The following is a 24,528-nucleotide window of genomic DNA, read 5'->3' as shown; positions in this document are numbered from 1 at the left end:
GCCGGTGCGGGTTGCGTCGCCGCGGTCCGCGTGGCGGGCGGCACGATGGCGCGCGCATCGCGCTCGCGCTGGCGCCGCGATCGCCGGTCGCGCGCATCATTCTGGGCAGCCACGGGACGCGCCGCCTGGCTTTGCGGCGGTGCCTGCGCCAGCAGCACCGGTCGTGCCGGCGCGACATAGCGCGGCAGCACCGGCGCCATCCGCGCGTCGGCGAGCCGCGCCGCGGTCGGCGAGAGCTGGCCGAAATGCACGGCGAAGGCGCGGTCGGCGGGCGCGAGATTGGCGAGACGGCGGAAGAAGGGCGCAAGCGAATGGCCCATATTGCCCGGCATCATGCTCGTCGCGATCCGCTCGGCGCCGGGCATGTCGCCGTTCATGGCGAGGATGAAGGCGCGCGCACGCCACGCCGCGCGATCGCTCTTGCGCAGCAGCGGATCGAGCTGGCGCATCGATTCCTCGACATCGCCGGTGATCCCGAGCGAGAGCGCATAGCGACGGATCGTCTCGTCGTCGCGCGTGCCCTGCAGCGCGAGCTTATAGTCTGCCTGGGCGAGCCCCGGCTGGCCGAGCAGGTCATAGGCGAAGCCGCGATCGGCGGCATAGTCGCGCGCCGCCAGCCCGCGCGCCTCGGCGGTCTGGAACAGCCGCAGCGCCTCGCCGGGTCGCTCCATCCGCACCAGCGCCGAGGCGCGCCCGGCGGCGATGCGCGGATTGGTCGGGTCGATCGTCTCGGCGCGAGCGTAGAATGCTATCGCCGCGGCGGTATCGCCCAGCTCGGCGCTGAGCTTCCCGGCTTCGAGCAGCGCACGGACGTTGCGCGGATCGGCGGCGAGCACGCGCATTTCCTCGGCCAGGCGGTCGGCATCGGGATTGATCTGCTGGACCATCCCGACCTGGGCATGGGCCGGCATGGCGCCGGCGAGCAGGAGCGCAAGGGTCAGGGGACCCGGGAAACGAATTTGCTTCATCGAGCGATCAGCCAGACACGGCATTGGCTGAACCGCCAATGACGCATCGCCGGCAGATCGCCGAAGCGAGATCCGCCGGCGACGAACGCCTTACTGGTTGTTCTGGCTGCGCAGGAAGCGCGGGATGTCGAGCGGATCCTTGTCGTCCTCCTCGGCAGCCTTGGAGGCGCCGCGTGACGCCATGCGCTCGAACAGCGTGCCGCCGGCGCGGCGGCCCGCGGGCTTGGTCTCGGCCGCAGGCTCCTCGTCGCTGCCGCCGGTCAGCCAGCGGCGACGGCTGGTGAGTTCGGGCGCAGGCGCAGGCTCGGGCTCGGCGGCCGGCTCCTCGAGCGGCACGGCATTGCCTTCGCCGAGCAGCAGCTCGTCGGAATCGCCTGCCTCGTCGAAGCTCGCCACCGGCTCTTCGGGCTGCGGCTCGGGCTCGATGCCCTCGGGCGCCTCGAGCACGATCGGGGCCTCGTCTTCCTGGGCTTCCTCGGCTTCGTAGCTCGGCTCGGAGAAGCCGGGCTCGGCGGCGGGAGCTGCCGGCTCGGCAGCGGCCGGCGCGGCGCTGCGGCGCGGAGTCGCGAACGAGAAGACGCGCGGCTGCTCGGTGGCCGGCGCGGCGCGCGCCTGGGCATCGGCGTCGATGCCGGTCGCGACGACCGAGACGCGGATCTTGCCTTCGAGGTCGGGATTGAACGCCGAACCCCAGATGATGTTCGCATCGGGATCGACCAGCTCGCGAATATGGTTCGCGGCTTCGTCGACCTCGAGCAGGCGCATGTCCTCGCCGCCGGTGATCGAGACGATCACGCCCTTGGCGCCGTTCATGCTCACGCCGTCGAGCAGCGGGTTGGCGATCGCCTTCTGCGCCGCGATCAGCGCGCGGTCGTCGCCGTCGGCCTCGCCGGTGCCCATCATCGCCTTGCCCATCTCCTGCATCACCGAGCGGACGTCGGCGAAGTCGAGGTTGATCAGGCCCGGCATGACCATCAGATCGGTGATCCCGCGAACGCCCTGCTGAAGGACCTCGTCGGCCATTTCGAAGGCCTGTTTGAAGGTGGTGTTGGCGTTGGCGATCAGGAACAGATTCTGATTGGGGATGACGATCAGCGTATCGACGTACTTCTGCAGCTCCTCGATGCCCGATTCCGCCGATTGCGCGCGACGGCGGCCTTCGAAGGCGAAGGGCTTGGTGACGACACCGACGGTCAGGATACCCATGTCGCGCGCGGCCTTGGCGATCACCGGGGCGGCGCCGGTGCCGGTGCCGCCGCCCATGCCGGCGGCGATGAAGCACATATGCGCGCCTTCGAGCGCCTTCTGGACCTGGTCGATCGTCTCCTCGGCCGCGGCGCGTCCGATTTCGGGACGCGAACCTGCGCCGAGGCCCTGCGTGATCTTCGCGCCGAGCTGGATGCGCTGCCCGGCCGAGGACTGCTTGAGTGCCTGCGCGTCGGTGTTGGCGACGAGGAACTCGACGCCCTGGACGTCGGCGCGGATCATGTTCGCGATCGCGTTGCCGCCCGCGCCGCCGACACCGATCACCGTGATCTTGGGCGTCAGCTCGTCGACGTCGGCCGGAAGAAATTCGATGCTCATTCCTTAATCTCCCCTGGCGCCGCCATCGCGCTGGGGCGGCGCCGTTGAACGCTTTGATGCACTATGGATGCAACTGACTCTAGTGGAAACCGGCCCGCCGGTCGTATTTCTTTAATAATTCGACCGAAATGCCGCCATGAGTCGCTGAAATACCGCGCCGGGGCTGGCCTTGGTGACCATCTGATGCCCGGCAGGCTCGAGCGCGCGCAGATCGATCGGATCGGCTGCGGCGAAGCGGGCGAGCCCGGCGAGCGTCGCGAAGGCCGGACCGGCATGCGCCTCGGGAAGCGCGATCAGCCCCTTTGGCCGGCCGACGCGGACTGCGTTGCCGAGCGACTGCTGGGCATAATCGGCGATGCCCTTCAGCTCGGCGCCGCCGCCGGTGAGCACGATCTGGCGGCCGATCGGATCCTGGAAGCCGAGCTTCCTCAGCTCCTTCTGGATCTCGGCCATCAGCCGCTCGAGCCGCTGGCGGATCGTGGCGTTGAGCTGCGCCTTGGTGATGCGCGGGCCCTCGGCGCCGTCGTCGGGGATCGCCGGCTGGACGTCGATCATCTCGTGATTGTCGCGCGGGCTCAGATTGGCCGAGCCGTGGAAGCATTTGGTGCGCTCGGCCCAGTTGCGCGCGGTGCCGAACGCCGAGGCGATGTCGTCGGTGATGTCGGCCGAGCCCATCGGGATCGAGGCGAGCCCGGCGAGCACGCCGCCGGCGAACACCGAGACGTTGGTCACCCCCGCGCCGATCTCGACCAGCGCGACACCCAGCTCACGCTCCTCGTCGGTGAGGCAGGCGAGCCCGGTGGCGACCGGCGCAGCGATGATCGAGCGCACCTCGAGATGCGCCGAGCGGACGCACAGGTCGAGATTGCGGACCGGCGAGCCTTCGGTCGAGACGACATGGATGTCGATGCCGAGCCGGTCGGCGTGCAGCCCCAGCGGGCGCTTGACGCCGGCAAGGCCGTCGATCGTGTAGCAGGTCGGCTGGGCGTGGAGCACCATCTTGCCTTGCGGATCGATCGCGTCACGGCCCGCCTTGAGCAATTCGTCGATATCGGCCTGCTCGACGCGGTGGCCGCACAGATCGGCTTCGAGCTTGACCACGTCGGAGAGCAGCCCGCCCGCCGAGAAGCTGACCCAGACGTCCTCGATATTGGTGCCGGCGATGCGCTCGGCCTGCTCGACCGCCTCGCGGATCGCGAGCTCGGTGGCGTGCATGTCGGCGACATAGCCGCGCTTGACGCCGCGGCTCTCGCGCTGACCGGTGCCCAGCACGACGAGCTGGCCATTGTCCGCCCGCTGCGCGATCAGCGCCGAGACCTTGGACGATCCCACATCGAGTGCGGTGATCAGTCCTTCGGGTACTGCCTTGGCCATCGTCTTATTCCCCTGTCCCAACGCTGGTCGTCGCCGTTTGCCCCAACGGCCGCTGCATCACCATATTCCCCGGCACGCGCATGTCGAAGCGTATCGTACCCTTACGTAGCAGACCTTGCGCCGCATCCAACTCTGCGAATTTGCGTAAGGACTTAGCCGCTGCTTCTTCGCCCTCGGGAAGCTGGAGCTTCTCGCCGCTGGCAAAGGTCAGGTCCCAGCGCCGATTGCCGATCCACGTCGCCGCCTTGACCAGCGGCTTGATCGCCGGCGCCTCGGCGAGCAGCCGGCTCCGCGCCGGCTCCTGCGCGTTGGCGCCCTCGCCGATCAGCAACGGCAGATCGGGCATCGCGTCGGTCGATACCGGCTCGAGCGGCACGCCGGTGGTGTCGACCAGCATCAGCTGGCCATGCTGCTGCCAGATCGCCGCCGCCTCGCGCTCGATGATGAAGATGCGCAGCGTGTTGGGCAGTCGGCGCGAGACGCGCGCGTCCTTGACCCACGGATATTTGAGCAGCCGCTCGCGCACCAGCGCGAGATCGACCAGCGGCATCGCCCGCGAGTCCTGGTCGAGCGCCTGGGTGAGCACGGTCATCTTGTCCATGCGCTTGATGCCGTCGATCTGGATCTCGTCGACCTTGAGCCCCGCATCGCCAACGACATTGGCGACCGCTGTGCCCACGGCGGCGGGCACGCCGAACCATGTCGCCACGCCTAGCGCGACTGCGCCGACAGTGCCGACGATGCTCCATGTCGCGATGCGGGTCAGCGTCGCCTGGCTGAACGGCAGCGCCGCGACCGCCTGGTCGAGCAACCCCGGCCGCTTCGGCCGGCGCGCGTTCGCCTTGCGCTTGGCGGGCGCGGCGCCGCGTCGGGTCGCGGTGCGCTGGGCGGGCTTGCGGCTCAAGCGAGCGCCTCGTCGACGATGCGCTGGACCAGCTCGGCATAGGAGATGCCGAGATGGCGCGCCTGTTCGGGGACGAGGCTGAGCGGCGTCATCCCCGGCTGGGTGTTGACCTCGAGCAGGAACAGCCCGTCGGCGCCCTGGCTGTCGTCCCAGCGGAAGTCCGAGCGCGAGCAGCCCTTGCAGCCGAGCAGCCGGTGCGCGTCGAGCGCGATCCGCTTGCACGCATCGGCGACCTCCTCGGGGATGTCGGCGGGGAAGACATGCTCGGTCAGCCCGTCGGTGTATTTGGCGTCGTAATCGTAGAAGCCGCTCTTCGGCTTCAATTCGGTCACGCCGAGCGCCTGATCGCCGAGCACCGCGGTGGTCAGCTCGCGCCCGCGGATGAACGGTTCGGCGAGCAGCTCGTCGAACTCCTGCCACGGCCCGCGCGCGTCGGCGCTGATCGGATTGCCGTAATTGCCCTCGGCGGTGACGATCGCGACACCCACCGACGAGCCCTCGTTGACCGGCTTGAGCACATAGGGGCGCGGCAGCGGATCGCGTTGGTAGAGCTCCTCGCTGCGCACCATCCGTCCGCCGGGCATCGGGATGCCGTGCGGCACCAGCGCCTGCTTGGTGAGCTGCTTGTCGATCGCGATCACCGAGGTGACCAGCCCCGAATGGGTATATTTGAGTCCCATCAGATCGAGCGTGCCCTGCACCGTCCCGTCCTCGCCGGGGGTGCCGTGGAGCGCATTGAACACGATGTCGGGCCGGAGCTCGGAAAGCTTCACGGCGACGTCGCGCGCCATGTCGACCCGACTGACCCGGTGCCCGAGGCTCTCGAGCGCATCCGCCACGCCGTTCCCCGACATCAACGAAACCTCGCGCTCGGCGGACCACCCGCCCATCAGCACGGCGATGTGGAGCGACATCAGATCCTCCCCGGCACGGGGAGGTGGCAGCGCACAGCGCTGACGGAGGGGGCTCTCCGCGAGGGTTGGCCAATGAGGAGCCCCCCCTCCACCAGCCTACGGCTGGTCCCCCTCCCCGTTCCGGGGAGGATCGAAGAAACGCCCATCACTTCTCCACTCCGATACGCTGGATTTCCCATTCCAGCGCAACGCCGGACTGCGCCTTCACCTTCGCGCGGACCTCTTCGCCCAGCGCCTCGATGTCGGCCGAACTGGCATTGCCCAGATTGAGCAGGAAATTGCAGTGTTTTTCGCTCACCTGCGCGTCGCCCCGCCGCAATCCGCGGCAGCCTGCCGCGTCGATCAGCGCCCAGGCCTTGTGGCCTTCGGGGTTCTTGAAGGTCGAGCCGCCGGTCTTCGAGCGCAAAGGCTGCGATTCCTCGCGCGCGGCGGCGATGCGGTCCATCTCGGCCTGCACCACCGCCGGTTCCTCGGCATGACCGCGAAAGGTTGCGCTCACCACGATCGCGCCGCGCGGCAGCTCGCTATGGCGATAGGTGTAGCCGAGATCGGCCAGAGCCAGCGTACGAAGCTCGCCCGAGCGCAGCACGACTTCGCACTCGATCAGGATGTCGCGGGTCTCGCGGCCATAGGCCCCGCCGTTCATCCGCACGAATCCGCCGACGGTCCCCGGGATCGAGCGGAGGAACTCGACGCCGCCGATCCCCGCGTCTCGCGCCTTTGACGACACGAGGATTCCCGACGCGCCGCCGCCGCATTTGAGCGTGGTCGGGTCGATCTGCTCCACGGTCGCGAAGGCCTTGCCCAGCCGCACCACCACACCCGGCACCCCGCCGTCGCGGACGATCATGTTCGAGCCCAGCCCCAGCCCCATCACCGGAATCGCGGGATCGAGCGCGAAGAGGAAATTGCCGAGATCATCGGCATCGGCCGGCTCGAACAGCCATTCCGCCGCGCCGCCGCTCTTGAACCACACCAGCGGCGCGAGCGGCGCGCCGTGGCTCAGCTTTCCGCGGACGGGCGGAAGCGCGTAGCAGACGCTCACTTCCACCCCCACATTTTCGCCCATTGCTGCCACGCCGCGAGGTTCGCCTCGGCGGCCTTCTGCCCGGCTTCCTGCAGCGCGGTCATCTGCTTGCCCGCGTCGAGCATCTTCTGCGCCGCGTCGATCTGCGCCTTTTGCGCGCGGAGGATCTCGCGCTGCATCTCGATCGCGGTCGAGAACCAGTCGCTCATGCCGGCGCGCCCTCCCGCGCCGCCGCGATCGCCGGGGCGAGCCCCGCGGCCCATTTGGTGATGTCGCCCGCGCCCAGGCACACGACCATGTCGCCCGGCACCGCGGCTTCGGCGAGCGCTCGCGCCAGGGCCTCGGCATCGGCCACCGCCGCAGCCGAGCGATGCCCGCGCCGCTGAATCCCGTCGACCAGCGCCTCGGCGTTCACGCCCTCGCGCGGTTCCTCGCCGGCGGCATAGACCGGGGTCACCAGCACCATGTCGGCGTCGTTGAAGGCCTGGGCGAAGTCGTCCATCAGATTGCCGAGCCGCGAATAGCGGTGCGGCTGGACCACCGCGATCACCCGCCCTTCCGCGCTCTCGCGCGCCGCGGCGAGCACGGCGCGGATCTCGACCGGATGATGGCCGTAATCGTCGATGATCGTCACCCCGTCGGTCTCGCCGACCTTGGTGAAGCGCCGCTTGACCCCGCCGAACTTGGCGAAGCCCTGCTGGATAGTCGCATCGGGGATGCCGAGCTCGAGCGCCACGCCGATCGCGGCGAGCGCGTTCTGGACATTGTGACGACCGGGCATCGGCAGCTCGATATTCTCGATCGAGCGGACGGTGCCGTCGCGGTTGCGGATGATCGCCTCGAAGCGATTGCCGCCCGAATGCGGCGTGACGTTCACCCCGCGCACATCGGCGCTGGCGGCGAAGCCATAGGTGATGATCCGGCGATCGCGGACGCGCGGGATGATCGCCTGCACTTCGGGATGGTCGAGGCAGAGCAGGGCCGCGCCGTAGAAGGGCACGTTCTCGACGAACTCGACATAGGCGTCCTTGGCGCGATCGAACGAGCCATAATGGTCGAGATGTTCGGGATCGATGTTGGTGACCACCGCGATCGTGCCGTCCAATCGCAGGAAGCTGCCGTCGCTCTCATCGGCCTCGACCACCATCCACTCGCTGTCGCCGAGCCGGGCGTTCGAGCCGTACTGGTTGATGATGCCGCCGTTGATCACGGTCGGGTCCACCCCGCCCGCGTCGAGCAGTGCGGCGACCATCGAGGTCGTCGTGGTCTTGCCATGCGTTCCCGCCACCGCGACGGTCGACTTCAGCCGCATCAGCTCGGCGAGCATCTCGGCGCGCCGCACCACCGGCACGCGGCGCTGATAGGCAGCCTCGACCTCGGGATTGGTGCGCACGATCGCGGTCGACACCACGACCACCGCCGCGTCGCCGATATTCTCCGCCTTATGGCCGATCTCGATCGGGATGCCGCGGTCGCGCAGCCCCTGCACGACATAGCCCTCGGCGACGTCCGAGCCCTGCACCTTGTAGCCGAGATTGTGCATCACCTCGGCGATTCCCGACATGCCGATGCCGCCGATCCCGACGAAATGGATCGTGCCGATGTCGGTTGCGACACCCTTCATGCGTGGGCGAGCCTTCCCTGGATTGCCGCACGGCGCACCTTGATCGGCGCCGTCGGAGCGTGAATCGATTCGACGAGATCGGCGAGGTCGCTCGCCGCGTGCGGGCGTCCGACGCTCTTCGCGCGGTTCGCCGCATTTTCGAGGCCCTGCGTGTCGAGCCCGAGCTTCTGGATCTGCTTGGCGAGTTCGGTCGCAGTGAAGGCGCGCTGCGCGATCGTCCGCGCGCCACCGGCATTGGTGATCTCGCGGGCGTTGGCGGTCTGGTGATCGTCGGTCGCGCTCGGCAGCGGCACGAGGATCGCCGGGCGCCCCGCCGCAGTCAGCTCGGCGATCGTCGACGCGCCGGCGCGGGCGATGACGATATGCGCCCAGGCCAAAGCCTCGGGCATGTCGGTGATATAGGTCGAGACGTCGGCGGGTATGCCGTGCGCCTGATATTTGGCGCGCACCGCGTCGATATCCTCGATCCGCGCCTGATGCGTCACCTGCAGCCGGCGGCGGAAATGCACCGGGAGCAGCGCCAGCCCGTCGGGCACCACCCGGCTCAGCACCGTCGCGCCCTGGCTCCCGCCGGTGACGAGCACGCGGAAGATGCCGTCCTCGTCGAGGATCGGATAGGGCCGCTCGCGAAGGGCCAGCACGGCCTCGCGCACCGGATTGCCGATCAGATGCGTCTTGCGCGCCCAGCGCGGCTTCATCCGCTCGACCGCGTCATAGCTGGTGGCGATCGCGTCGACCCGGCCCGCGACGAAGCGATTGACCCGGCCGAGCACGGCGTTCTGCTCGTGGATCACCGTCGGCACCCCGGCGCGGAACGCCGCGAGGATCGAGGGAAGCGCCGGATAGCCGCCAAAGCCGATCACCGCGGCGGGGCGCAGCTCCTGATAGAGCCGCAGCGCCATCGATCGTCCCGCCATGATACGGCTTGCCGCGCGAAGATAGCCGAGCGGACCGCCGCCGAGCCGGCCTGCGGGCAGCACATGCGTCTCGATCCCGTCGAACAATCCCGGAAAGCGCACGCCGCGATCGTCGCTGACCAGCGCCACCTTGTGCCCCCGTTTCGCCAGCTCCGCCGCGAGGGCGGCGGCGGGCACCATATGCCCTCCGGTCCCGCCCGCTGCCAGAACATAGCTGCGCGAATTCGTCATCCCTTGCTCCACCGACCCGTATATGGCGAGCGCTTCAGATACGGGTTTCGCCGCGTGAAGGCGAGCAGCAACCCGTAGCCGATCGACAGCGCGATCATCGACGATCCGCCATAGCTGATGAACGGCAGGGTCATGCCCTTGGACGGCGCGATGCCGGTGTTGACCGCCATGTTGATCATCGCCTGCACGCCGAACTGCGCGGCGAGGCCCGAGGCGGCGAGCAGGCGGAACGCGTCCTCCTCGTCGAGCATCTTCATGAACACGCGGATCACGATCGCGGCGTAGAGCAGCACGATCACCGCGCAGGCGGCGAGGCCGAACTCCTCGCCGATCACCGAGAAGATATAGTCGGTATGCGCCTCGGGCAGCTTGAACTTGACCTGCCCGCTCCCCGGCCCGGCTCCGGTCAGCCCGCCTGCGCTCAGCGTCTGATGCGCCATGTCGACCTGATAGCGGTCGGCGAGCGCGGCCTCCTTGGTCGGGAAGAGGAAATTATTGATGCGCGTGCGCGCCGTGTCGTAGAACAAATAGGCGGCGATCACCCCGGCGAACGCAGTGCCGATCAGCCCGCCAATCGCCAGCGGCGAGATGCCCGAAAGCGTCAGCAGGATCAGCCAGACGATCCCGAAAACCATGGTCTGGCCGAAATCGGGCTGGAGCATCAGCAGCACCGCGATCACCGCGGTCAGCCCGCCGGTGATGAACAATACCGGCAGCTCGGGATCCTTGGCGCGGAAAGACAGCATCCACGCGGTCGCGACGATGAAGAAGGGCTTGAGGAACTCCGACGGCTGGAGGTCGGCCACGCCGAAATCGATCCAGCGCCGCGCGCCGTTGGTCTCCGAGCCGATGAACGGCACCAGCGCGAGCAGCAGCAGGAAGATCACCGCGCCGAACAGGGCGAAGCGCCGCGCCGCGGTGATCGGCAGCATCGAGACACCGATCAGCACTGGCACCGACAGGCAGGCCCAGACCAGCTGTCGCCAGAAATAATGCATCGCCGGCATGATGTGAGTCGCGTCCGAATAGCGTTTGGCAGTCGCCGGCGAGGCCGCCGCGACCGCGACCAGCCCGATCGCGATCAGCAGCATCGCGAGCAGCAGCAGCACCCGATCGACTTCCCAGAACCACATCCCCGCGCGCGAGGTGTTGGCGCGGCCGAGCTGCTTGCTCACCCGCCGCCGGACGTCGCCATTCGCCTTTTGGGTTTCGGCGGCGTCGTTCACCCGAGCGCCTCCACGGCATCGCGGAAGGCCTGGCCCCGCGCCTCATAATCCTTGAACTGGTCGAACGAGGCGCAGGCCGGCGAGAGCAGCACGGTGTCGCCCGGCTGCGCATTGGCGGCGGCGCTCTTCACGGCAGCCTCGAGCGTTCCCGAGCGCTCGACCGGCATCTCGCCTTCGAGCAGCGAAGCGAACAATTCGCCGGCGTCGCCGATCGTATAGGCCTTGACGATATGCCCGAAGCCGGGGCGGCAGGCCTCGAGGCTGTCGGTCTTGGCGAGCCCGCCGAGGATCCAGTGGACGCGCGGATAGGCGGAGAGCGCCGGCGTGGTCGAATCGGCGTTGGTCGCCTTGCTGTCGTTGACGAACAGCACGCCGCGCTTCGTGGCGACGCGCTCCATCCGGTGCGGCAGGCCGGGGAAGGTCTCGAGGCCCTTGTCGATCGCTTCCTTGTCGATCCCCAGCGCCTCGCATGCGGCGATCGCGGCGAGCGCGTTCTGGGCATTGTGCGGCCCCTGCAGCGCCGGCCAGCGCGACTGGTCCATGCAGACGCCCGGCGCGATCTTGTGAAGATCCTCGCTGCGGCCCGACACCGCCACCTGCCGCGCGATTTCGGCCGAGGGGGCGTCGGCGATGCCCATCACTGCGGCGTGGCCCTTCGACTGCATTTCGAACAGCCGCGCCTTCGACGCCGCATAGGCCTCGAACCCGGCATAGCGGTCGAGATGGTCGGGGGTGATGTTGAGCAGCACTGCGACGTCGCAGTCGAGGCCGAAGGTCAGGTCGATCTGATAGCTCGACAGCTCGAGCACATAGACGCCGCCTTCCGGCAGCGGATCCTGCCCGAGAATCGGCAGGCCGATATTGCCGCCCAGCCGGGCTGGAATGCCGGCGGTCTCGATGATGTGGTGGATCAGCGCGGTGGTGGTCGACTTGCCGTTGGTGCCGGTGATGCCGACCACCTTGTGCGGTGGCAATTCGGCGCGGGCCTGCGCGAACAGTTCGATGTCGCCGATGATCGGGACGCCCGCATCGCGCGCCTTGGCTGCGATCGGATGCTTGTTGAGTGGCACGCCCGGCGACACCACTACGCCGGCGAAGCCGGTCAGATCGATCTCGAGCGGATCGGCAACAGTCAAATCCTCCCCCGGAGGGGGAGGTGGCAGCCGCAGGCTGACGGAGGGGTATTCTCCGCGGGCGGCGTCGCTCGTGGAGACTACCTCTCCACCAGCTTCGCTGGTCCCCCTCTCCCTCCGGGAGAGGATTTGATTGCGCGCCGTCTCGTTGCTGTCCCACGCCACCACGCGTGCCCCGGACGTCATCAAGGCGTCGACCGTCGCCCGCCCCGACCGCGCAAGCCCGAGCACCGCATAGCGTTTGCCGCGCCAGGCCGTGCTCGTGATCACCGCAGCTTCAGCGTCGAGAGCCCCGCCAGCGCCAGCACGAACGCGATGATCCAGAAGCGGATCACCACCGTCGGCTCCGACCAGCCGAGCTGTTCGAAATGATGGTGGATCGGCGCCATCCGGAAGACGCGCTTGCCGGTGCGCTTGAAGAAGAACACCTGGATGATCACGCTGAGCGCCTCGAGCACGAACAGCCCGCCGATGATCCCGAGCACCAGCTCGTGCTGCGACGAGACCGCGATCGCGCCAATCGCGCCGCCAAGCGCGAGGCTGCCGGTATCGCCCATGAACACCGCCGCCGGGGGCGCGTTGAACCACAGGAAAGCGAGCCCCGCCCCGACGATCGCGCCGCAGAAGATTGCGAGATCGCCCGCCCCGGGCACGTGCGGGACACCGAGATAATTCGCATAGTCTGCGCGACCGACGACATAGGCGATCAGCATGAACGCCATGCTGGCGATCACCACCGGCATCGTCGCCAGCCCGTCGAGCCCGTCGGTGAGGTTCACCGCGTTGCCGAATGCCACGATCGTGAACGCGGCGAAGGGAATGTAGAACCAGCCCAGATCAGGGTGGATCCAGCTGAGGAACGGCACGTAGAGCTGGGTCCCGGTTTGCGAGATGATCACCCAGCTGGCGACCCCCGCGATCGCGAACTCGCCGAGCAGCCGAACCCTGCCGGAGACGCCCGCGGTGCTCGCCTTGCGCACCTTGTCATAGTCGTCGAGGAACCCGATCGCGCCGAAGCCGAAGGTCACGAACATGCACGCCCAGACCAGCGGGTTGGCGAGGTTCATCCACAGCAGAAGCGAGATCATCAGCGATGTGAGGATCATCAGCCCGCCCATCGTCGGGGTGCCGCGCTTGGCGAGGTGGCTCTGCGGCCCGTCGCTGCGGATCGGCTGGCCCTTGCCCTGGCGAACGCGCAGCCAGCCGATGAACCGCGGCCCGATGATCAGCCCGAGCAGCAGCGCGGTCGCCACCGCCGCGCCGGTGCGGAACGAGAGATAGCGGATGAGATTGAGGATTCCGGGGAAGCCCAGTTGCTCGGCGATCCAGTAAAGCATCAGGCCATCGCCCTTTCCGCCAATGCCGCCACTACGCCCGAGAGACGCACGCCGTTCGAACCTTTCACGAGGACCGCATCGCCCGGCGCCAGCACGGCGGTCAGCCGTTCGCGCGCGGTTGCGGCGTCGGGCACATGGACGAAATCGATCCGGCCCTCAAGCGCCTTTGCGAGCGCTTCCATCGCATCGCCGACGAGGATGGCATAGCGCACCCCCGCCGCGGCGATCGGCTCGGCGAGTCCGGCATGAAACGCGTCCGAATGTTCGCCGAGTTCGCGCATCTCGCCGAGCACCGCGATCTTGCGCCCCGGCTCGTTGGCGAGCACCGCCAGCGTCGCGCGCATCGAGGCGGGGTTGGCATTGTAGCTCTCGTCGATCACCAGCGCCTCACCGCCCGGCAGCTCCGCCATGAAGCGCGCGCCGCGCCCGGCGAGCCCGCCCATCTCGGCGAGCGCCAGCCCTGCCATCTCGAGATCGCCGCCCACCGCGTCGACCGCGGCGAGGATCGCCATCGCGTTCGACACCCAATGCTCGCCCGGCTGCGCGATGGTGAAGCTCAGCTCGCGCGCATCGAAATGCGCGGTGACGAAGGTTCCGCCGGTCCGCGTCCGCATCCGCTCGGCGGCGCGGAAATCGGCGCCCGGCTGCAGCCCGAAGGTGACGATCTTCGCGGCATGCGGCCTCGCCGCCGCGATCAGCCGGTCGCGATGCGGGCTGTCGAAGGGCACGATCGCGGTTCCGCCCGGCTCGAGCCCCTGAAAGATCTCCCCCTTGGCGTCGGCGATCGCTTCCTCGCTGGCGAAGAAGCCCATATGCGCCGGCGCGATCGTGGTGACGATCGCGACGTGCGGCCGGACCAGCCGGGTCAGCCGGGCGAGTTCGCCGGCATGGTTCATCCCCATCTCGAACACGCCGAAGCGCGTCTCGCGCGGCATGCGGGCGAGGCTCAGCGGCACGCCGGTATGGTTGTTGTAGCTCTTGACCGAGCGGTGCGCGCAGCCGGGATCGCAGCGATCGAGTGCGGCGAACAGCGCTTCCTTGGTGCCGGTCTTGCCGACCGATCCGGTGACGCCGATCACCTTGCCCTGCATTCGCGCGCGCGATGCGGCGCCGAGCGCGTCGAGCGCCGCGGTGGTATCGGCCACCAGCACATGCGGATGCGGCGTCCGGGTCGACACCACCGCCCCCGCCGCGCCCTGCGCGAACGCCCGATCGAGAAAGCGATGTCCGTCGGTGGCCTCACCCTTCAGGGCGAGGAACAGGTCGCCGGCGCCAACTTCGCGCGAATCGAAGGTCACCCCCGAAACGGCAAAGGCCGCCGAGGCGGCCCCGCCGGTAGCGGCAGCAATCTCGTCCGAGGTCCAGAGCGTCACGCCGCGCATTCCCGGGCAACGCTCACATCGTCGAAAGGAAGCACGCTATCGCCGACGATCTGGCCCTGCTCGTGGCCCTTGCCGGCGATCAGTACAATGTCCTCGGCGCCGGCCATCGCGATCGCCGCCGCGATCGCCGCGCGTCGCTCGCCGATCTCGGTCGCGCCGGGCGCGCCCTTGAGGACTTCGGCGCGGATCGCAGCGGGATCTTCGGTGCGCGGATTGTCGTCGGTGACGATCGCGACATCGGCACCCGCCGCCGCGGCATGGCCCATCGGCTCACGCTTGCCCGCGTCGCGGTCTCCGCCCGCGCCGAACACGAGGATCAGCCGCCCGCTGGTATGCGGCTTGAGCGCCGCGATCGCCGCGTCGAGCGCGTCGGGAGTATGCGCGTAATCGACATAGACCGGCGCCCCGGCACGCGTGATCACCGCGCGCTCGAGCCGCCCGCGCACCGGCTGCAGCCGCGCGAGGTTGGCGAGCGTCGCGCTCACGTCGCCGCCGGTCGCGATCACCAGCCCCGCGGCGGTCAGCGCATTGGCGGCCTGATAGGCGCCGATCAGCGGCAGCATCACCTTGTGCTTCCGACCCTCGGCCTCGATCGTCAGCCCCTGCCCCAGCAAGGTCGGCTCGCGCCCGACCAGCTTGAGCGTCTCGCCATGCTCGCCGACCGTGATCAGCTTGTTGCCGCGCATCCGGGCGAGCTCCTCGACGCGCGGGGCGTGCGGATCATCGGCCCAGACCACCGCGGTGCCGTCGACATCGAGCACATCGGCGAACAGACGGAGCTTGGCGCAGAAATAGGCGGCCATGTCGCCATGATAATCGAGATGGTCGCGGCTCAGATTGGTGAAGGCGGCGGCGCGGACCGGCAGCCCTTCGGTGCGATATTGAGAGAGCCCGTGGCTCGACGCCTCGAACGCGACATGGGTGACGCCCTCGCGCGCCAGCCCGGCGACATTGGCGAGGAAGGTCACGACGTCGGGCGTGGTCAGTCCGGTCGTCACCGTCTCGTCGGAGGTGGTCACGCCCAGCGTGCCGATCGACGCGGCATGGTGCCCCGACATCCGCCACAGCTGGCGCGTCATCTCGACGGTCGAGGTCTTGCCGTTGGTCCCGGTCACTGCGATCGCCGTTTCGGGGAAGGGCGCGAAGAACTGCGCCGCCAGCCGCGCGAACTTCTCGCGCGGATTGGTGTCGGCGATGTGGAGGGCACCTTTCACGACCGCCCCGGGGCGCGCGACGACCGCCACCGCGCCTGCCTCGACGGCCGCGGGGATGAAGTCCTCGCCATTGACCCGAGCGCCCTCGAACGCGCCGAATATGGTTCCCGGGGCCACCTTGCGGTGGTCGATCGCGAACCCGGTGACGACGGCGCTTTCTTCTCCGCCGGTCAGCGCGCCCAGTTTCATTCGGCGCCCGGCTTGGGCTCGGGCCCGGTCCAGATCAGCGGAAGCAGGTCACGCTCGTCGATGTCGCGGCCGGCGTCGGGGGTAACCCCCAGCAAGGTGCCGGTGCGGCTGACGACGCGCGAGACGACGGGGGCAGCCGTCCACGCGGCGGTGGTGCGATAGACGCCCTTTTGGGGATTCGCCTTGGGTGAGTCGAGCATGGCGACCATCACATAGCGCGGCGCGTCGATCGGGAAAGCCGCTGCGAACGTCGAGACGTTGCGATGCTTGTCATAACCGCCGCCCGACGCGGCCTCGGCCGTGCCGGTCTTGCCCGCGATCCGGAAGCCCGGCGCCTCGCCCTTGCGCCCGGTGCCCTTGAGCACGATCAGCCGGAGCAGCTGGCGCATCCGCGCGCTGGTCGATTCCTGCAGCGCGCGCTGGCCGGCGGGGACATGCGCCGGATCGACCTTGAGCAACGTCGTCGGACGCAGAATGCCGCCATTGACCAGCGTGGCATAGGCATTGGCGAGATGGAGCGGCGTCACCGCGATGCCATGGCCATAGGCGGTCGTCATCACCGTGATGCGTCCCCAATAGCTCGGCCAGAGCGGCCGCGCGCCGCCGACCTCGATGCCGGGGCGCCGATCGAAGCCGAGCCGGCGGAACATGTCCTGCAGCTTTTCAGCGCCGAGCTCGTCGGCGATCCGCGCCGTGGCGATGTTGGACGAATAGATCAGCGTCTCGGGGATGTTGAGCCAGCGGAACTGCTCGTCGCCCGGATCGTCATGGATCATGAACCGCCCGACCTGGAGCGGCCGGGTCGCGTCGAAGCGGCGCGCCATGTTGGTGATCGTGCCCGAATCGATCGCCGCGGCAACGGCGAGCGGCTTGAAGGTCGAGCCGAGCTCATAGACGCTCTGGGTGACGTTGTTGGGCGGCGCGGCGCCGGGCAACGCGTTGGGGTTGAAGCTCGGCAGCGAGGTCATCGCGAGAACCTCGCCGGTGCGCACGTCGAGGATCACCCCCGCGGCGCCGCGGGCCTGCAGATCGGTCATCGCCCGGCCGAGCTCGTTCTCGAGCGCCGCCTGCACGCGCGCGTCGATCGACAGCGCCACCGGCGCCCCGCGCTTGGCCGGATCGGTCAGGCGCCCGTCGAGAACCTTCTCCATCCCCGATACGCCGGCGCCCTTGGCATCGAGGAAGCCGAGGATGTGCGCGCCCATGTTCGATTGCGGATAGAGCCGGTCGGGCTCGCGCTGGAATTCCATGCCGGGCTCGCCGAGCGCGTTCACCGCGGTGACCAGCTCGGGCATCGCCCGACGCTTCAGATAGGCGAAGCTGCCGCCCGAATTGAGCAGCGCATAATATTGGCCTGCGCTCTTGTCCGGGATCAGCTCGGCGAGGCGCTGCGCCAGCGTATTCTTGTCGCCGATCACCTGATTGGGATGCACCGCGATCGACCAGGCCTCGATGCTGCGCGCGAGCGGCGCGCCGTTGCGGTCGACGATGTCGCCGCGCGGCGGGATCAGCGACGCGGCGATGTCGCGCGCGGTCGCCGGCTCGGCCCATAGTGCGAGCAGCGCGAGCTTGCCGATCACCACCAGCATGCCGAAGCCGAACAACAGCGAAAGCACCATCAGCCGCAGCTGGGCGACGGCGACGAGCGCCTGACGGGCACCGCCCGTACGACCCTGTCGGGCCGGCGGGGCGACGACGACGATCAACGGAGCGCCAGCTTCTCGCGCTTCGCCAGCTTTTGCAGGTCTTCCATCGTCGATGCGCTCAATACGCCGCGATCCACCGAGGCGATCGCCTGGCGGTCTGCCTTCTTCATCAGCTTGCGAAGCTCCCCGTCCTGCTGCGCCACGCTCTTCGTCGCGACAGCGGCCGTTTGCGGCGCGCCCTGCACCGGATTGGCGGCGGGCGCCACCACCGCGGCGGTCATCTGCGCGGCGGGCGCGCCAGTCGGCACCACCAGCGCGGCGAGCTGAATATCAGCCGGCTGCTGATCGAGGCTCGCCAGCGCGGTCTCGCCCGCCAGATATTGCTGCGGCATCGGCGCGGCGAGCGCGAGCACTTCGCCGTTCCAGCGCTCGAGCTGGGCGAGGTTGGCGCGCGTGTTGAACTCGGTCTCGAGGCCGCGAATGTCGCGCTGCGCCTGGACAATCGCGAGCCGCGTCGCCTCGAGCTTGTTGCGCTCGGCGGCGCCATAGGAATTCACGAGGTAGCATGCGGGCGCCACGACAACGCCGCACAGGAACCATCCCAGTCCCTTGAAGCCCTGCACTCCCATCAGTTCACTCCCTCACTGCCCCACGCGGCCGCGGCGGTGCGACGCGCCACGCGCAGCGTCGCAGACCGGGCGCGCGGGTTACGCGCTACCTCCGCCTCGCCGGGCCGGACGGCCTTGGCGGGCGTTTCGAAACTCGGCGCGGCCTTGACCCCCGCCAGCGGACGATGCCGCGAGCCCGCGGGCTCGCTGCCACTGCGCTCGCGCAGGAACCGCTTCACCATGCGGTCCTCGAGCGAGTGGAAGGTGACCACCGCCAACCGGCCTCCGGGCTTGAGCACGCGCTCGGCCGCAGCCAGCCCTTCCGCGAGCTCGTCGAGTTCGCGGTTCAGATGGATGCGGATCGCCTGAAAGGTCCGGGTGGCCGGGTCCTTCTTGTCGTAGTCTTTATGGTTTAAGGATTTCCTTACCACGTTGGCGAGTTCGGAAGTCCGCTTAAGGGGTCGTGCGGAGACGATCGCGCGCGCCACCCGGCGCGAGCGCGGCTCCTCGCCATAATTAAACAAGACGTCGGCGATCTCGGCCTCGTCGGCGGTGTTGAGCCATTCCTCCGCGGTCATCCCCGACTGGCTCATGCGCATGTCGAGCGGCCCGTCACTCTGGAAGCTGAACCCGCGATCGGCCTGGTCGAGCTGCATCGACGAGACGCCGATATCCATCGTCACGCCGTCGACCGGCACGAGGCCCCGGCGCGCGAGCTCGCTCTCCATCTGGCTGAACGGGGCCTCGATCAGCGTCAGCCGACCGCCCGATTCCGCGACGAGGGTTTGGCCGCCTTCGATCGCATGGGGGTCGCGATCGAAGGCGGCCACCTCGGCACCCCGCTCGAGGATGGCGTTGGTGTATCCGCCCGCACCGAAGGTCGCGTCGACATGGCGCTCGCCGGGCACGATGGCGAGGCTGTCGATCACTTCGTCGAGCAGCACGGGGACATGGGGCGCGCTCACAGCTTCACGCCCTTCGACTGGCAGAGATATTCGCAGATCTCGCGCAGGCCGGGATCGGCATTCTCGTCGGCGAGCAGCATTTCGGGCGCCCAGACGTCGAAAGTCTCGCCGCTGCCGTTGAAGAAGGCCCATTTGCCGATCTTCGCCTTCATCCGGAAGAAGGGCGGGATCACGAAGCGCCCCGAGTCATCGAACGGCGCCTTCTCGACCTGGCCGAACGCGCGACGCTTGGCGCGCGTGTCGACGTCGGAGCCGCGCTCCTCGGCGGCCTGCTCCTTGCGGTCGAGCCGGTCGTATTTCTCTTTCGACCAGCTCAGGTCATGCGCGGAGAGGCACGGGTCCTCGGGGTGGAGCCCCACGACGATCTGGCGGATGTCGGAATTGCGCTCGGCGGCGGCGCGCAGGTCTGCGGGGATGGCGACACGACCCTTCTGGTCGACCGCCTGGAGCGCAAATCCTTCGAAAAGCTCCCTGTCCGCCACGCCCAAAACCCCTTTTGGGCACGCCTTTCCCGTCTCCGGAATCGCGGTTCCCTGCCGCCCTCCGGCGCTACGTCTCACGGTGAAAGGGTTCGTGCCCCCTTAAGCATCCTCTTTGATCACAAAGTGCGCCGGGACACAACGGGTAAAGTGGGGATTAGACGGGAATTTGCCCCACTTTGCCCCTCAAAATCATATTGTTCTACTTATGAATTTGCTTTGTTCTACTTTTATTCTTGAAACGAGTCAGAATGCGCCCCGGCACCTGCTGAAGCCGATCGCAAAACAGTTTATTGACTGATTACAGAAGCTTAGGGGCGATTAATCCAGGATGCCGGGCTCCCCGCCCGTAATCCGCCCGCGCAGCCGGCCCCGACTCGCACGGACAAATCCCCGTGCGACCCGTCGCCTCCCGTCAGTTTTGCGGGTTGCCCTGCCCGGAGGGCGTGTCGGTCGACGACGCGCTCGGCGCCACGCCGAGTTCGGCGAGCGGCTCGTCCTTTTCCGCGACGGTGCCGTTCGCATCCTCGATCGTCATATTGGCGACCACCGAGGCGTTGGGGGCGCCGATCGCAGTCACCGGCGCGTCGCGATTGGCCGAGGAGAAGATCGCACTGGCCAGCCCGATCAGCACCAGCACCATCGCCAGCCCGGTCATACCGACCCGGACACGCTGCATCGCCTGGGCTGAGTCTCGCGATCCCGACTTCATATCTGTGGCATAAATGTAACGCTTCGCCGCAGCCTTGTCGAGGCAAAGGCGGTCAGGGCCGGCTCAGGCGGTTTCGAGCCACGCCGGCACCGGCAACCCCTTCGCGCGCAGCCACTCGGCATTGTACAGCGTCGAGAGGTAGCGAAAGCCGGTATCGCACAGGATTGTCGCGATGCGCTTGCCCGGTCCCAGCTGCTTCGCCAGCCGCACCGCGCCGGCGACGTTGATCCCCGACGACAGCCCGAGGCACAGCCCTTCTTCCTTCAGCAGCCGCTCGACCCATTCGAGCCCTTCCGCGTCCGCGATGCGGAACTGCGCGTCGACCGGCGCGCCCTCGAGATTGCCGGTGATCCGCCCCTGCCCGATCCCCTCGGCGACCGACGAACCTTCGGACTTCAGCTCGCCACAGGCATAATATTCGTAGAGCGCGGCGCCATAGGGGTCGCTCAGCGCGATGCAGACCTGCTCGTCCTTGGCCTTCAGCCCGAGCCCGACGCCGGCGAGCGTGCCGCCGGTGCCCACCGAGCAGGTGAAGCCGTCAACGCGCCCGTCCATCTGCGCCCAGATCTCCTCGGCGGTGCCGACGATGTGCGCGCGGCGATTGGCGATGTTGTCGAACTGGTTGGCCCAGATCGCGTTGGGGGTCTCCTCGGCGATGCGGCGCGAGGTGTGGACGAAATGGCCGGGGTTGGAATAGGGCGCCGCCGGCACGAGCACCAGCTCGGCGCCGAGCGCGCGCAGCGTGTCCATCTTCTCGCGGCTCTGCGTCTCGGGCATGACGATGATCGTCTTGTAGCCCTTGGCGTTGGCGACGAGCGCGAGCCCGATGCCGGTGTTGCCGGCGGTACCCTCGACGATCGTCCCGCCCGGCGCGATCGCGCCGCGCTCCTCGGCGTCCTGGACGATGAACAAGGCCGCACGATCCTTCACCGAGGCGCCGGGATTGGCGAATTCGCACTTGCCGAAGATGTCGCAGCCGGTCGCCTCGCTCGGCCCCCTGAGCCGCACCAGCGGAGTGTTGCCGATCAGGCCCAACGTGTCGGATGTCAGATGCATGGCGGCTAGATAGGGGCGTCCCCGCCCGATCCGCAAGCAAGTGAAACTATGCTGCCACCCCCGCGCGCTTCAGATGCGGCTCCAGCCGGCCGCTCAGCCACAGGAAGAACATCCGATAGTCGGAGAAGAGCGACCAGAGCGGATAGGTGAAGGTCGCCGGCCGGTTCTTCTCCACGCCGAAATGCGCACCCCAGGCGAAGCCATAGCCCGCCAGCGGCACCAGCAGCCACCACCAGCCGCCTTGCGTCAGCGCGAGCGCGAGGAACACGAAGGTCAGCGCGGTGCCGACATAATGCAGCCGGCGCGTCTCGGGCTTCGCGTGCTCGCGCAGATAATAGGGCCAGAAATCGGCGTAGCGGGTGATGGTGCGCGCCATTTGCCCAAGCTATCGCACGCGGATGGAGCCGCGCAAGCATTCCTTCCCACCGGTCGTCGACGCGACTGCGCGCCTGCTCGTGCTCGGCTCGCTCCCCGGCGAGCGCTCGCTCGCCGAGCGGCGCTATTATGCGCACCCGCAGAACCAGTTCTGGCGGCTGATCACGCCCGCCGCCGGGCGGGATCTCGCCGCATTGCCCTATGACGCGCGCCTCGCTGCGCTGCGCGCCGCGCATATCGGCCTGTGGGATGTCGTCGCCAGCGCCACCCGCCCGGGCAGCACCGACGCCGCGCTGCGCGATATCGAGGGGCACGACATCGCCGCGCTCGCCGCGACGCTGCCCGATCTGCGCGCGATCGCGTTCAACGGCGGGACGGCGCTGCGTCACGGCTTGAAGCAGCTCGGCGCTGCGGCGCGCCGCTATGCGATCGTCGCCCTGCCCTCGAGCAGCCCGCTCCACACGATAGGCTTCGATGCCAAGCTGCCGGCGTGGCGCGATCTCTCGCGCCATCTGGCCTGAGCCGCCGCGCGCCGTGCCAGAGCCGCGCGGCTAGCGCGCCCGCGCCGTGTTGGCGGGCGCGGCGTCGGTGGCGTTCGAGGGTTCGGCGCCCGGCCGCGGCGTTGCCCAGTCATAGGCTCCCTGCCCGGCGCAGCCCTTCAGCACGCGGCTGCCGATCCTGACCTCAGCGGTCAGCGGCAGCGGCGCCTTGCCCGTGCCGCAGGCGGCTGCGGTGAGCGTGATCGTCACTGCATCGCCTTCCGGGGTCCGCGTCTCGACCAGCGCCGCGCCGCCCATGAGCCGCGGCGAGGCCGGATAAAGATCCCTCGGCGCGGCCCCGGGCGCATCGGCATAGGTGATCGTCCCCGGCGCGATGTAGATCGCCCAATGCGGCGTCGTCCCCGAAGCGCGGATCGGCTTGTTCAGTTCCACGCCCCCCAGCATCGGGCCCGGCGTGGGCGACGGCGTCGGCGTCGCGCTGTTGTTGGCCACTTCCTCGCCGCCGCATCCGGCGAGCGCCAGTGCCAGTGCCGAAATCAACAGTCGCCGCATCACCGTCTCCTTCGCCCCGTCCTGCGAATCCGCGCCGCGCCGGTCAAGCCGTTTCCTGCGCAGCGATGTTCTGCTAATGTTCCAACGATGAGTCGAACCGCGCCCGCGTCTATCGAAAGCGCAGCCCAGCGCCGGGCAGCAATCGAACACGCGGTTGAAATCCCTCGAAAGCTTTTGCGGGAAAACGGCGAAGCCAGCCCGGGCATTTCCAACATTCTGGCTTTTCCGCCGCGGCCGCTGCGCTGGCTGTTCCTCGATCTCAACAGCTATTTCGCCAGCGTCGAGCAGCAGCTCGACCCGGCGCTTCGCGGCAAGCCGGTGATCGTCGCGCCGGTCGATGCCGACACCACCGTCGCGATCGCCGCCTCGGTCGAGGCGAAGCGCTACGGCATCGCGACAGGCACCCCGGTCTGGGAGGCTAAACGCAAATGCCGCGATCTGCTGATCGCGCCGGCCCGGCATCAGAAATATGTCGAGTTCCACGATGCGATCCTCGCCGAGATCTGGAATCACATTCCCGTCACGCATGTCTGCAGCATCGATGAGGTGGCGTGCCGGCTGCTCGACAACGAGAATTCGCCCGAAGCAGCGGTCGCGCTGGCGAAGCGGATCAAGGCTGGCATCCGCGCGAATGTCGGCGAATGCCTGACCAGTTCGGTGGGTATCGCGCCCAACCGGTTGATCGCCAAGCTCGCCTCGGATCTGCAAAAACCGGACGGACTGGTGGTATTCACCGCCGATCAGCTGCCGCACGGCCTCTATGATCTCAAGCTGCGTGAGATCGCCGGGATCGGGGCGAAGATGGAGCGCCGGCTGGCGCGCGACGGGATCCTCGACATCCGCCAGCTTTGCGAGCGGCGCCCGCGCGACGCCGGTTCCGCCTGGGGCGGCGTCAACGGCGACCGGCTCTGGTATCTGCTCCACGGCGTCGAGCTGCCCGAGAAGCCGACCCAGAGCCGCACGATCGGCCACAGCCACGTCCTGTCCCCGGGCAAGCGCGGGCTCGAGCCGACCCGGCTCACCGCGCGCCGGCTCGCGCTCAAGGCCGCCAGCCGGCTGCGCCGCAAGGGCTATCGCAGCCGCTTGCTCGTCCTCCACGGCAAGTTCGAGGACGACAAGTCCAACTGGCGGGCGTCGATCAAGCTGCCGGCCACGCAGGACAGTTTCGTGATCCTCTCCGCGCTCGACTCGCTCTTCCCGCGCCTCGCCGCCGCCGGACGCGAACGCACCGGCGGCTTCCGGCTGCGGATGGTCGGGGTGACGCTGTGCGAGATCGAGGGCGTCGCGGGCGAACAAGGCTCGCTGTTCGCCGCGCTCGATCCCGATGATCCGCTCGCGCGCGAGACGCGCACGCTTTCGCTCAGCCGGGCGATGGACCGCATCAACGAAAAGTTCGGGCGCCATGCCGTGAGTGTCGGGCCGCTGAACGGCGGCCGGGTCGACGCAGTCGGGACGAAGATCGCGTTCGGGAGAATCCCGGACTTGGACGAATTCCACGAATAGCATTCACATCGGGGACACAATCGCAGTGTTACGCTGCGTCGCAACACAATAATGTGACCTTGTATCACGAATCGCTTGACGATTCTTGCAGCCTGACCGAAAGCAAAT

24 protein-coding genes are annotated in these 24,528 nt (G+C 68.4%); 2 read left to right on the top strand and 22 right to left on the bottom strand.

Going from position 1 to position 24,528, the window contains the following annotated elements:
* From E5A74_RS20115 to E5A74_RS20010, 21 genes are all read right to left on the bottom strand, one after another.
* Positions 1–911 (bottom strand): tetratricopeptide repeat protein (locus E5A74_RS20115; RefSeq protein ID WP_240699909.1); only part of this gene is annotated, 911 nt, incomplete at its 3' end.
* A gap of 147 nt (positions 912–1,058) precedes the next feature.
* Positions 1,059–2,552 carry a cell division protein FtsZ gene (ftsZ, locus tag E5A74_RS20110; protein ID WP_135987411.1) on the bottom strand — a complete coding sequence of 498 codons (1,494 nt, stop codon included), beginning with the start codon at positions 2,550–2,552 and terminating at the stop codon, positions 1,059–1,061.
* A 111-nt stretch (positions 2,553–2,663) separates the two neighbouring features.
* Positions 2,664–3,926, bottom strand: a complete 1,263-nt coding sequence (ftsA, locus tag E5A74_RS20105) for a cell division protein FtsA (protein ID WP_135987410.1) — start codon at positions 3,924–3,926, stop codon at positions 2,664–2,666.
* Positions 3,927–3,930: 4 nt separating this feature from the next.
* Positions 3,931–4,830 (bottom strand): cell division protein FtsQ/DivIB, encoded by a 900-nt coding sequence (locus E5A74_RS20100; RefSeq protein WP_135987409.1) that lies wholly within the window; start codon positions 4,828–4,830, stop codon positions 3,931–3,933.
* Positions 4,827–5,744, bottom strand: coding sequence for a D-alanine--D-alanine ligase (locus E5A74_RS20095; RefSeq protein ID WP_135987408.1), 918 nt, complete (start codon positions 5,742–5,744; stop codon positions 4,827–4,829). Before E5A74_RS20095 ends, E5A74_RS20100 begins: the two co-directional genes overlap by 4 nt.
* Positions 5,745–5,889: 145 nt before the next feature.
* Positions 5,890–6,789: a UDP-N-acetylmuramate dehydrogenase gene (gene murB, locus E5A74_RS20090; protein WP_240699908.1), complete on the bottom strand. Its 900-nt coding sequence runs from the start codon at positions 6,787–6,789 to the stop codon at positions 5,890–5,892.
* Positions 6,786–6,980, bottom strand: a complete 195-nt coding sequence (locus tag E5A74_RS20085) for a hypothetical protein (RefSeq protein ID WP_135987406.1) — start codon at positions 6,978–6,980, stop codon at positions 6,786–6,788. Before E5A74_RS20085 ends, murB begins: the two co-directional genes overlap by 4 nt.
* The gene (gene murC / locus E5A74_RS20080; protein WP_135987405.1) at positions 6,977–8,395 is read right to left on the bottom strand and encodes a UDP-N-acetylmuramate--L-alanine ligase; all 1,419 of its coding nucleotides are present in this window, start codon (positions 8,393–8,395) and stop codon (positions 6,977–6,979) included. The genes E5A74_RS20085 and murC overlap by 4 nt, the downstream gene beginning before the upstream one ends.
* A complete protein-coding gene (murG, locus tag E5A74_RS20075) occupies positions 8,392–9,543 on the bottom strand; it encodes an undecaprenyldiphospho-muramoylpentapeptide beta-N-acetylglucosaminyltransferase (protein WP_135987404.1) in 1,152 nt (383 codons plus the stop codon). The genes murC and murG overlap by 4 nt, the downstream gene beginning before the upstream one ends.
* Positions 9,540–10,676, bottom strand: a complete 1,137-nt coding sequence (locus E5A74_RS20070) for an FtsW/RodA/SpoVE family cell cycle protein (RefSeq protein ID WP_135987418.1) — start codon at positions 10,674–10,676, stop codon at positions 9,540–9,542. The genes murG and E5A74_RS20070 overlap by 4 nt, the downstream gene beginning before the upstream one ends.
* 89 nt (positions 10,677–10,765) lie before the next feature.
* The gene (murD, locus tag E5A74_RS20065) at positions 10,766–12,172 is read right to left on the bottom strand and encodes a UDP-N-acetylmuramoyl-L-alanine--D-glutamate ligase (RefSeq protein WP_240699907.1); all 1,407 of its coding nucleotides are present in this window, start codon (positions 12,170–12,172) and stop codon (positions 10,766–10,768) included.
* Positions 12,169–13,239, bottom strand: coding sequence for a phospho-N-acetylmuramoyl-pentapeptide-transferase (gene mraY, locus E5A74_RS20055; RefSeq protein WP_135987403.1), 1,071 nt, complete (start codon positions 13,237–13,239; stop codon positions 12,169–12,171). The genes murD and mraY overlap by 4 nt, the downstream gene beginning before the upstream one ends.
* Positions 13,239–14,621 (bottom strand): UDP-N-acetylmuramoyl-tripeptide--D-alanyl-D-alanine ligase, encoded by a 1,383-nt coding sequence (locus tag E5A74_RS20050; RefSeq protein ID WP_135987402.1) that lies wholly within the window; start codon positions 14,619–14,621, stop codon positions 13,239–13,241. Before E5A74_RS20050 ends, mraY begins: the two co-directional genes overlap by 1 nt.
* Positions 14,609–16,024, bottom strand: coding sequence for a UDP-N-acetylmuramoyl-L-alanyl-D-glutamate--2,6-diaminopimelate ligase (locus E5A74_RS20045; protein WP_135987401.1), 1,416 nt, complete (start codon positions 16,022–16,024; stop codon positions 14,609–14,611). The genes E5A74_RS20050 and E5A74_RS20045 overlap by 13 nt, the downstream gene beginning before the upstream one ends.
* A complete protein-coding gene (locus E5A74_RS20040; RefSeq protein ID WP_135987400.1) occupies positions 16,021–17,730 on the bottom strand; it encodes a peptidoglycan D,D-transpeptidase FtsI family protein in 1,710 nt (569 codons plus the stop codon). Before E5A74_RS20040 ends, E5A74_RS20045 begins: the two co-directional genes overlap by 4 nt.
* Positions 17,727–18,299, bottom strand: coding sequence for a hypothetical protein (locus E5A74_RS20035; RefSeq protein ID WP_135987399.1), 573 nt, complete (start codon positions 18,297–18,299; stop codon positions 17,727–17,729). The genes E5A74_RS20040 and E5A74_RS20035 overlap by 4 nt, the downstream gene beginning before the upstream one ends.
* Positions 18,299–19,222, bottom strand: a complete 924-nt coding sequence (gene rsmH / locus E5A74_RS20030; RefSeq protein WP_240699906.1) for a 16S rRNA (cytosine(1402)-N(4))-methyltransferase RsmH — start codon at positions 19,220–19,222, stop codon at positions 18,299–18,301. The genes E5A74_RS20035 and rsmH overlap by 1 nt, the downstream gene beginning before the upstream one ends.
* 17 nt (positions 19,223–19,239) lie before the next feature.
* On the bottom strand, positions 19,240–19,725 hold the full coding sequence (locus tag E5A74_RS20025; protein ID WP_135987397.1) for a division/cell wall cluster transcriptional repressor MraZ: 486 nt from the start codon (positions 19,723–19,725) through the stop codon (positions 19,240–19,242).
* Between the two features lie 412 nt (positions 19,726–20,137).
* Positions 20,138–20,401: a hypothetical protein gene (locus E5A74_RS20020; protein WP_206365931.1), complete on the bottom strand. Its 264-nt coding sequence runs from the start codon at positions 20,399–20,401 to the stop codon at positions 20,138–20,140.
* A gap of 96 nt (positions 20,402–20,497) precedes the next feature.
* Complete coding sequence (locus tag E5A74_RS20015) at positions 20,498–21,490, bottom strand: cysteine synthase A (protein WP_135987395.1); 993 nt, start codon at positions 21,488–21,490, stop codon at positions 20,498–20,500.
* A 46-nt stretch (positions 21,491–21,536) separates the two neighbouring features.
* On the bottom strand, positions 21,537–21,866 hold the full coding sequence (locus tag E5A74_RS20010; protein WP_135987394.1) for an Mpo1-like protein: 330 nt from the start codon (positions 21,864–21,866) through the stop codon (positions 21,537–21,539).
* A 22-nt stretch (positions 21,867–21,888) separates the two neighbouring features.
* Between E5A74_RS20010 and E5A74_RS20005 the strand changes: the two genes are divergently transcribed.
* Complete coding sequence (locus E5A74_RS20005; RefSeq protein WP_135987393.1) at positions 21,889–22,386, top strand: DNA-deoxyinosine glycosylase; 498 nt, start codon at positions 21,889–21,891, stop codon at positions 22,384–22,386.
* A 30-nt stretch (positions 22,387–22,416) separates the two neighbouring features.
* On the opposite strand, the gene E5A74_RS20000 is transcribed toward E5A74_RS20005, so the two are convergent.
* Positions 22,417–22,917, bottom strand: a complete 501-nt coding sequence (locus E5A74_RS20000) for a hypothetical protein (RefSeq protein ID WP_135987392.1) — start codon at positions 22,915–22,917, stop codon at positions 22,417–22,419.
* 174 nt (positions 22,918–23,091) lie between these two features.
* Here E5A74_RS20000 and E5A74_RS19995 point away from each other — a divergent pair, with 174 nt between their 5' ends.
* Positions 23,092–24,420, top strand: a complete 1,329-nt coding sequence (locus E5A74_RS19995; protein ID WP_240699905.1) for a DNA polymerase Y family protein — start codon at positions 23,092–23,094, stop codon at positions 24,418–24,420.
* The last annotated feature ends 108 nt before the right edge of the window (positions 24,421–24,528 follow it).

Source organism: Sphingomonas naasensis (assembly GCF_004792695.1).
GTDB classification, from domain to species: domain Bacteria; phylum Pseudomonadota; class Alphaproteobacteria; order Sphingomonadales; family Sphingomonadaceae; genus Sphingomonas; species Sphingomonas naasensis.
The sequence above is the reverse complement of the archived record's forward strand: the minus strand, read 5'-3'. Positions and strand labels throughout refer to the sequence as shown.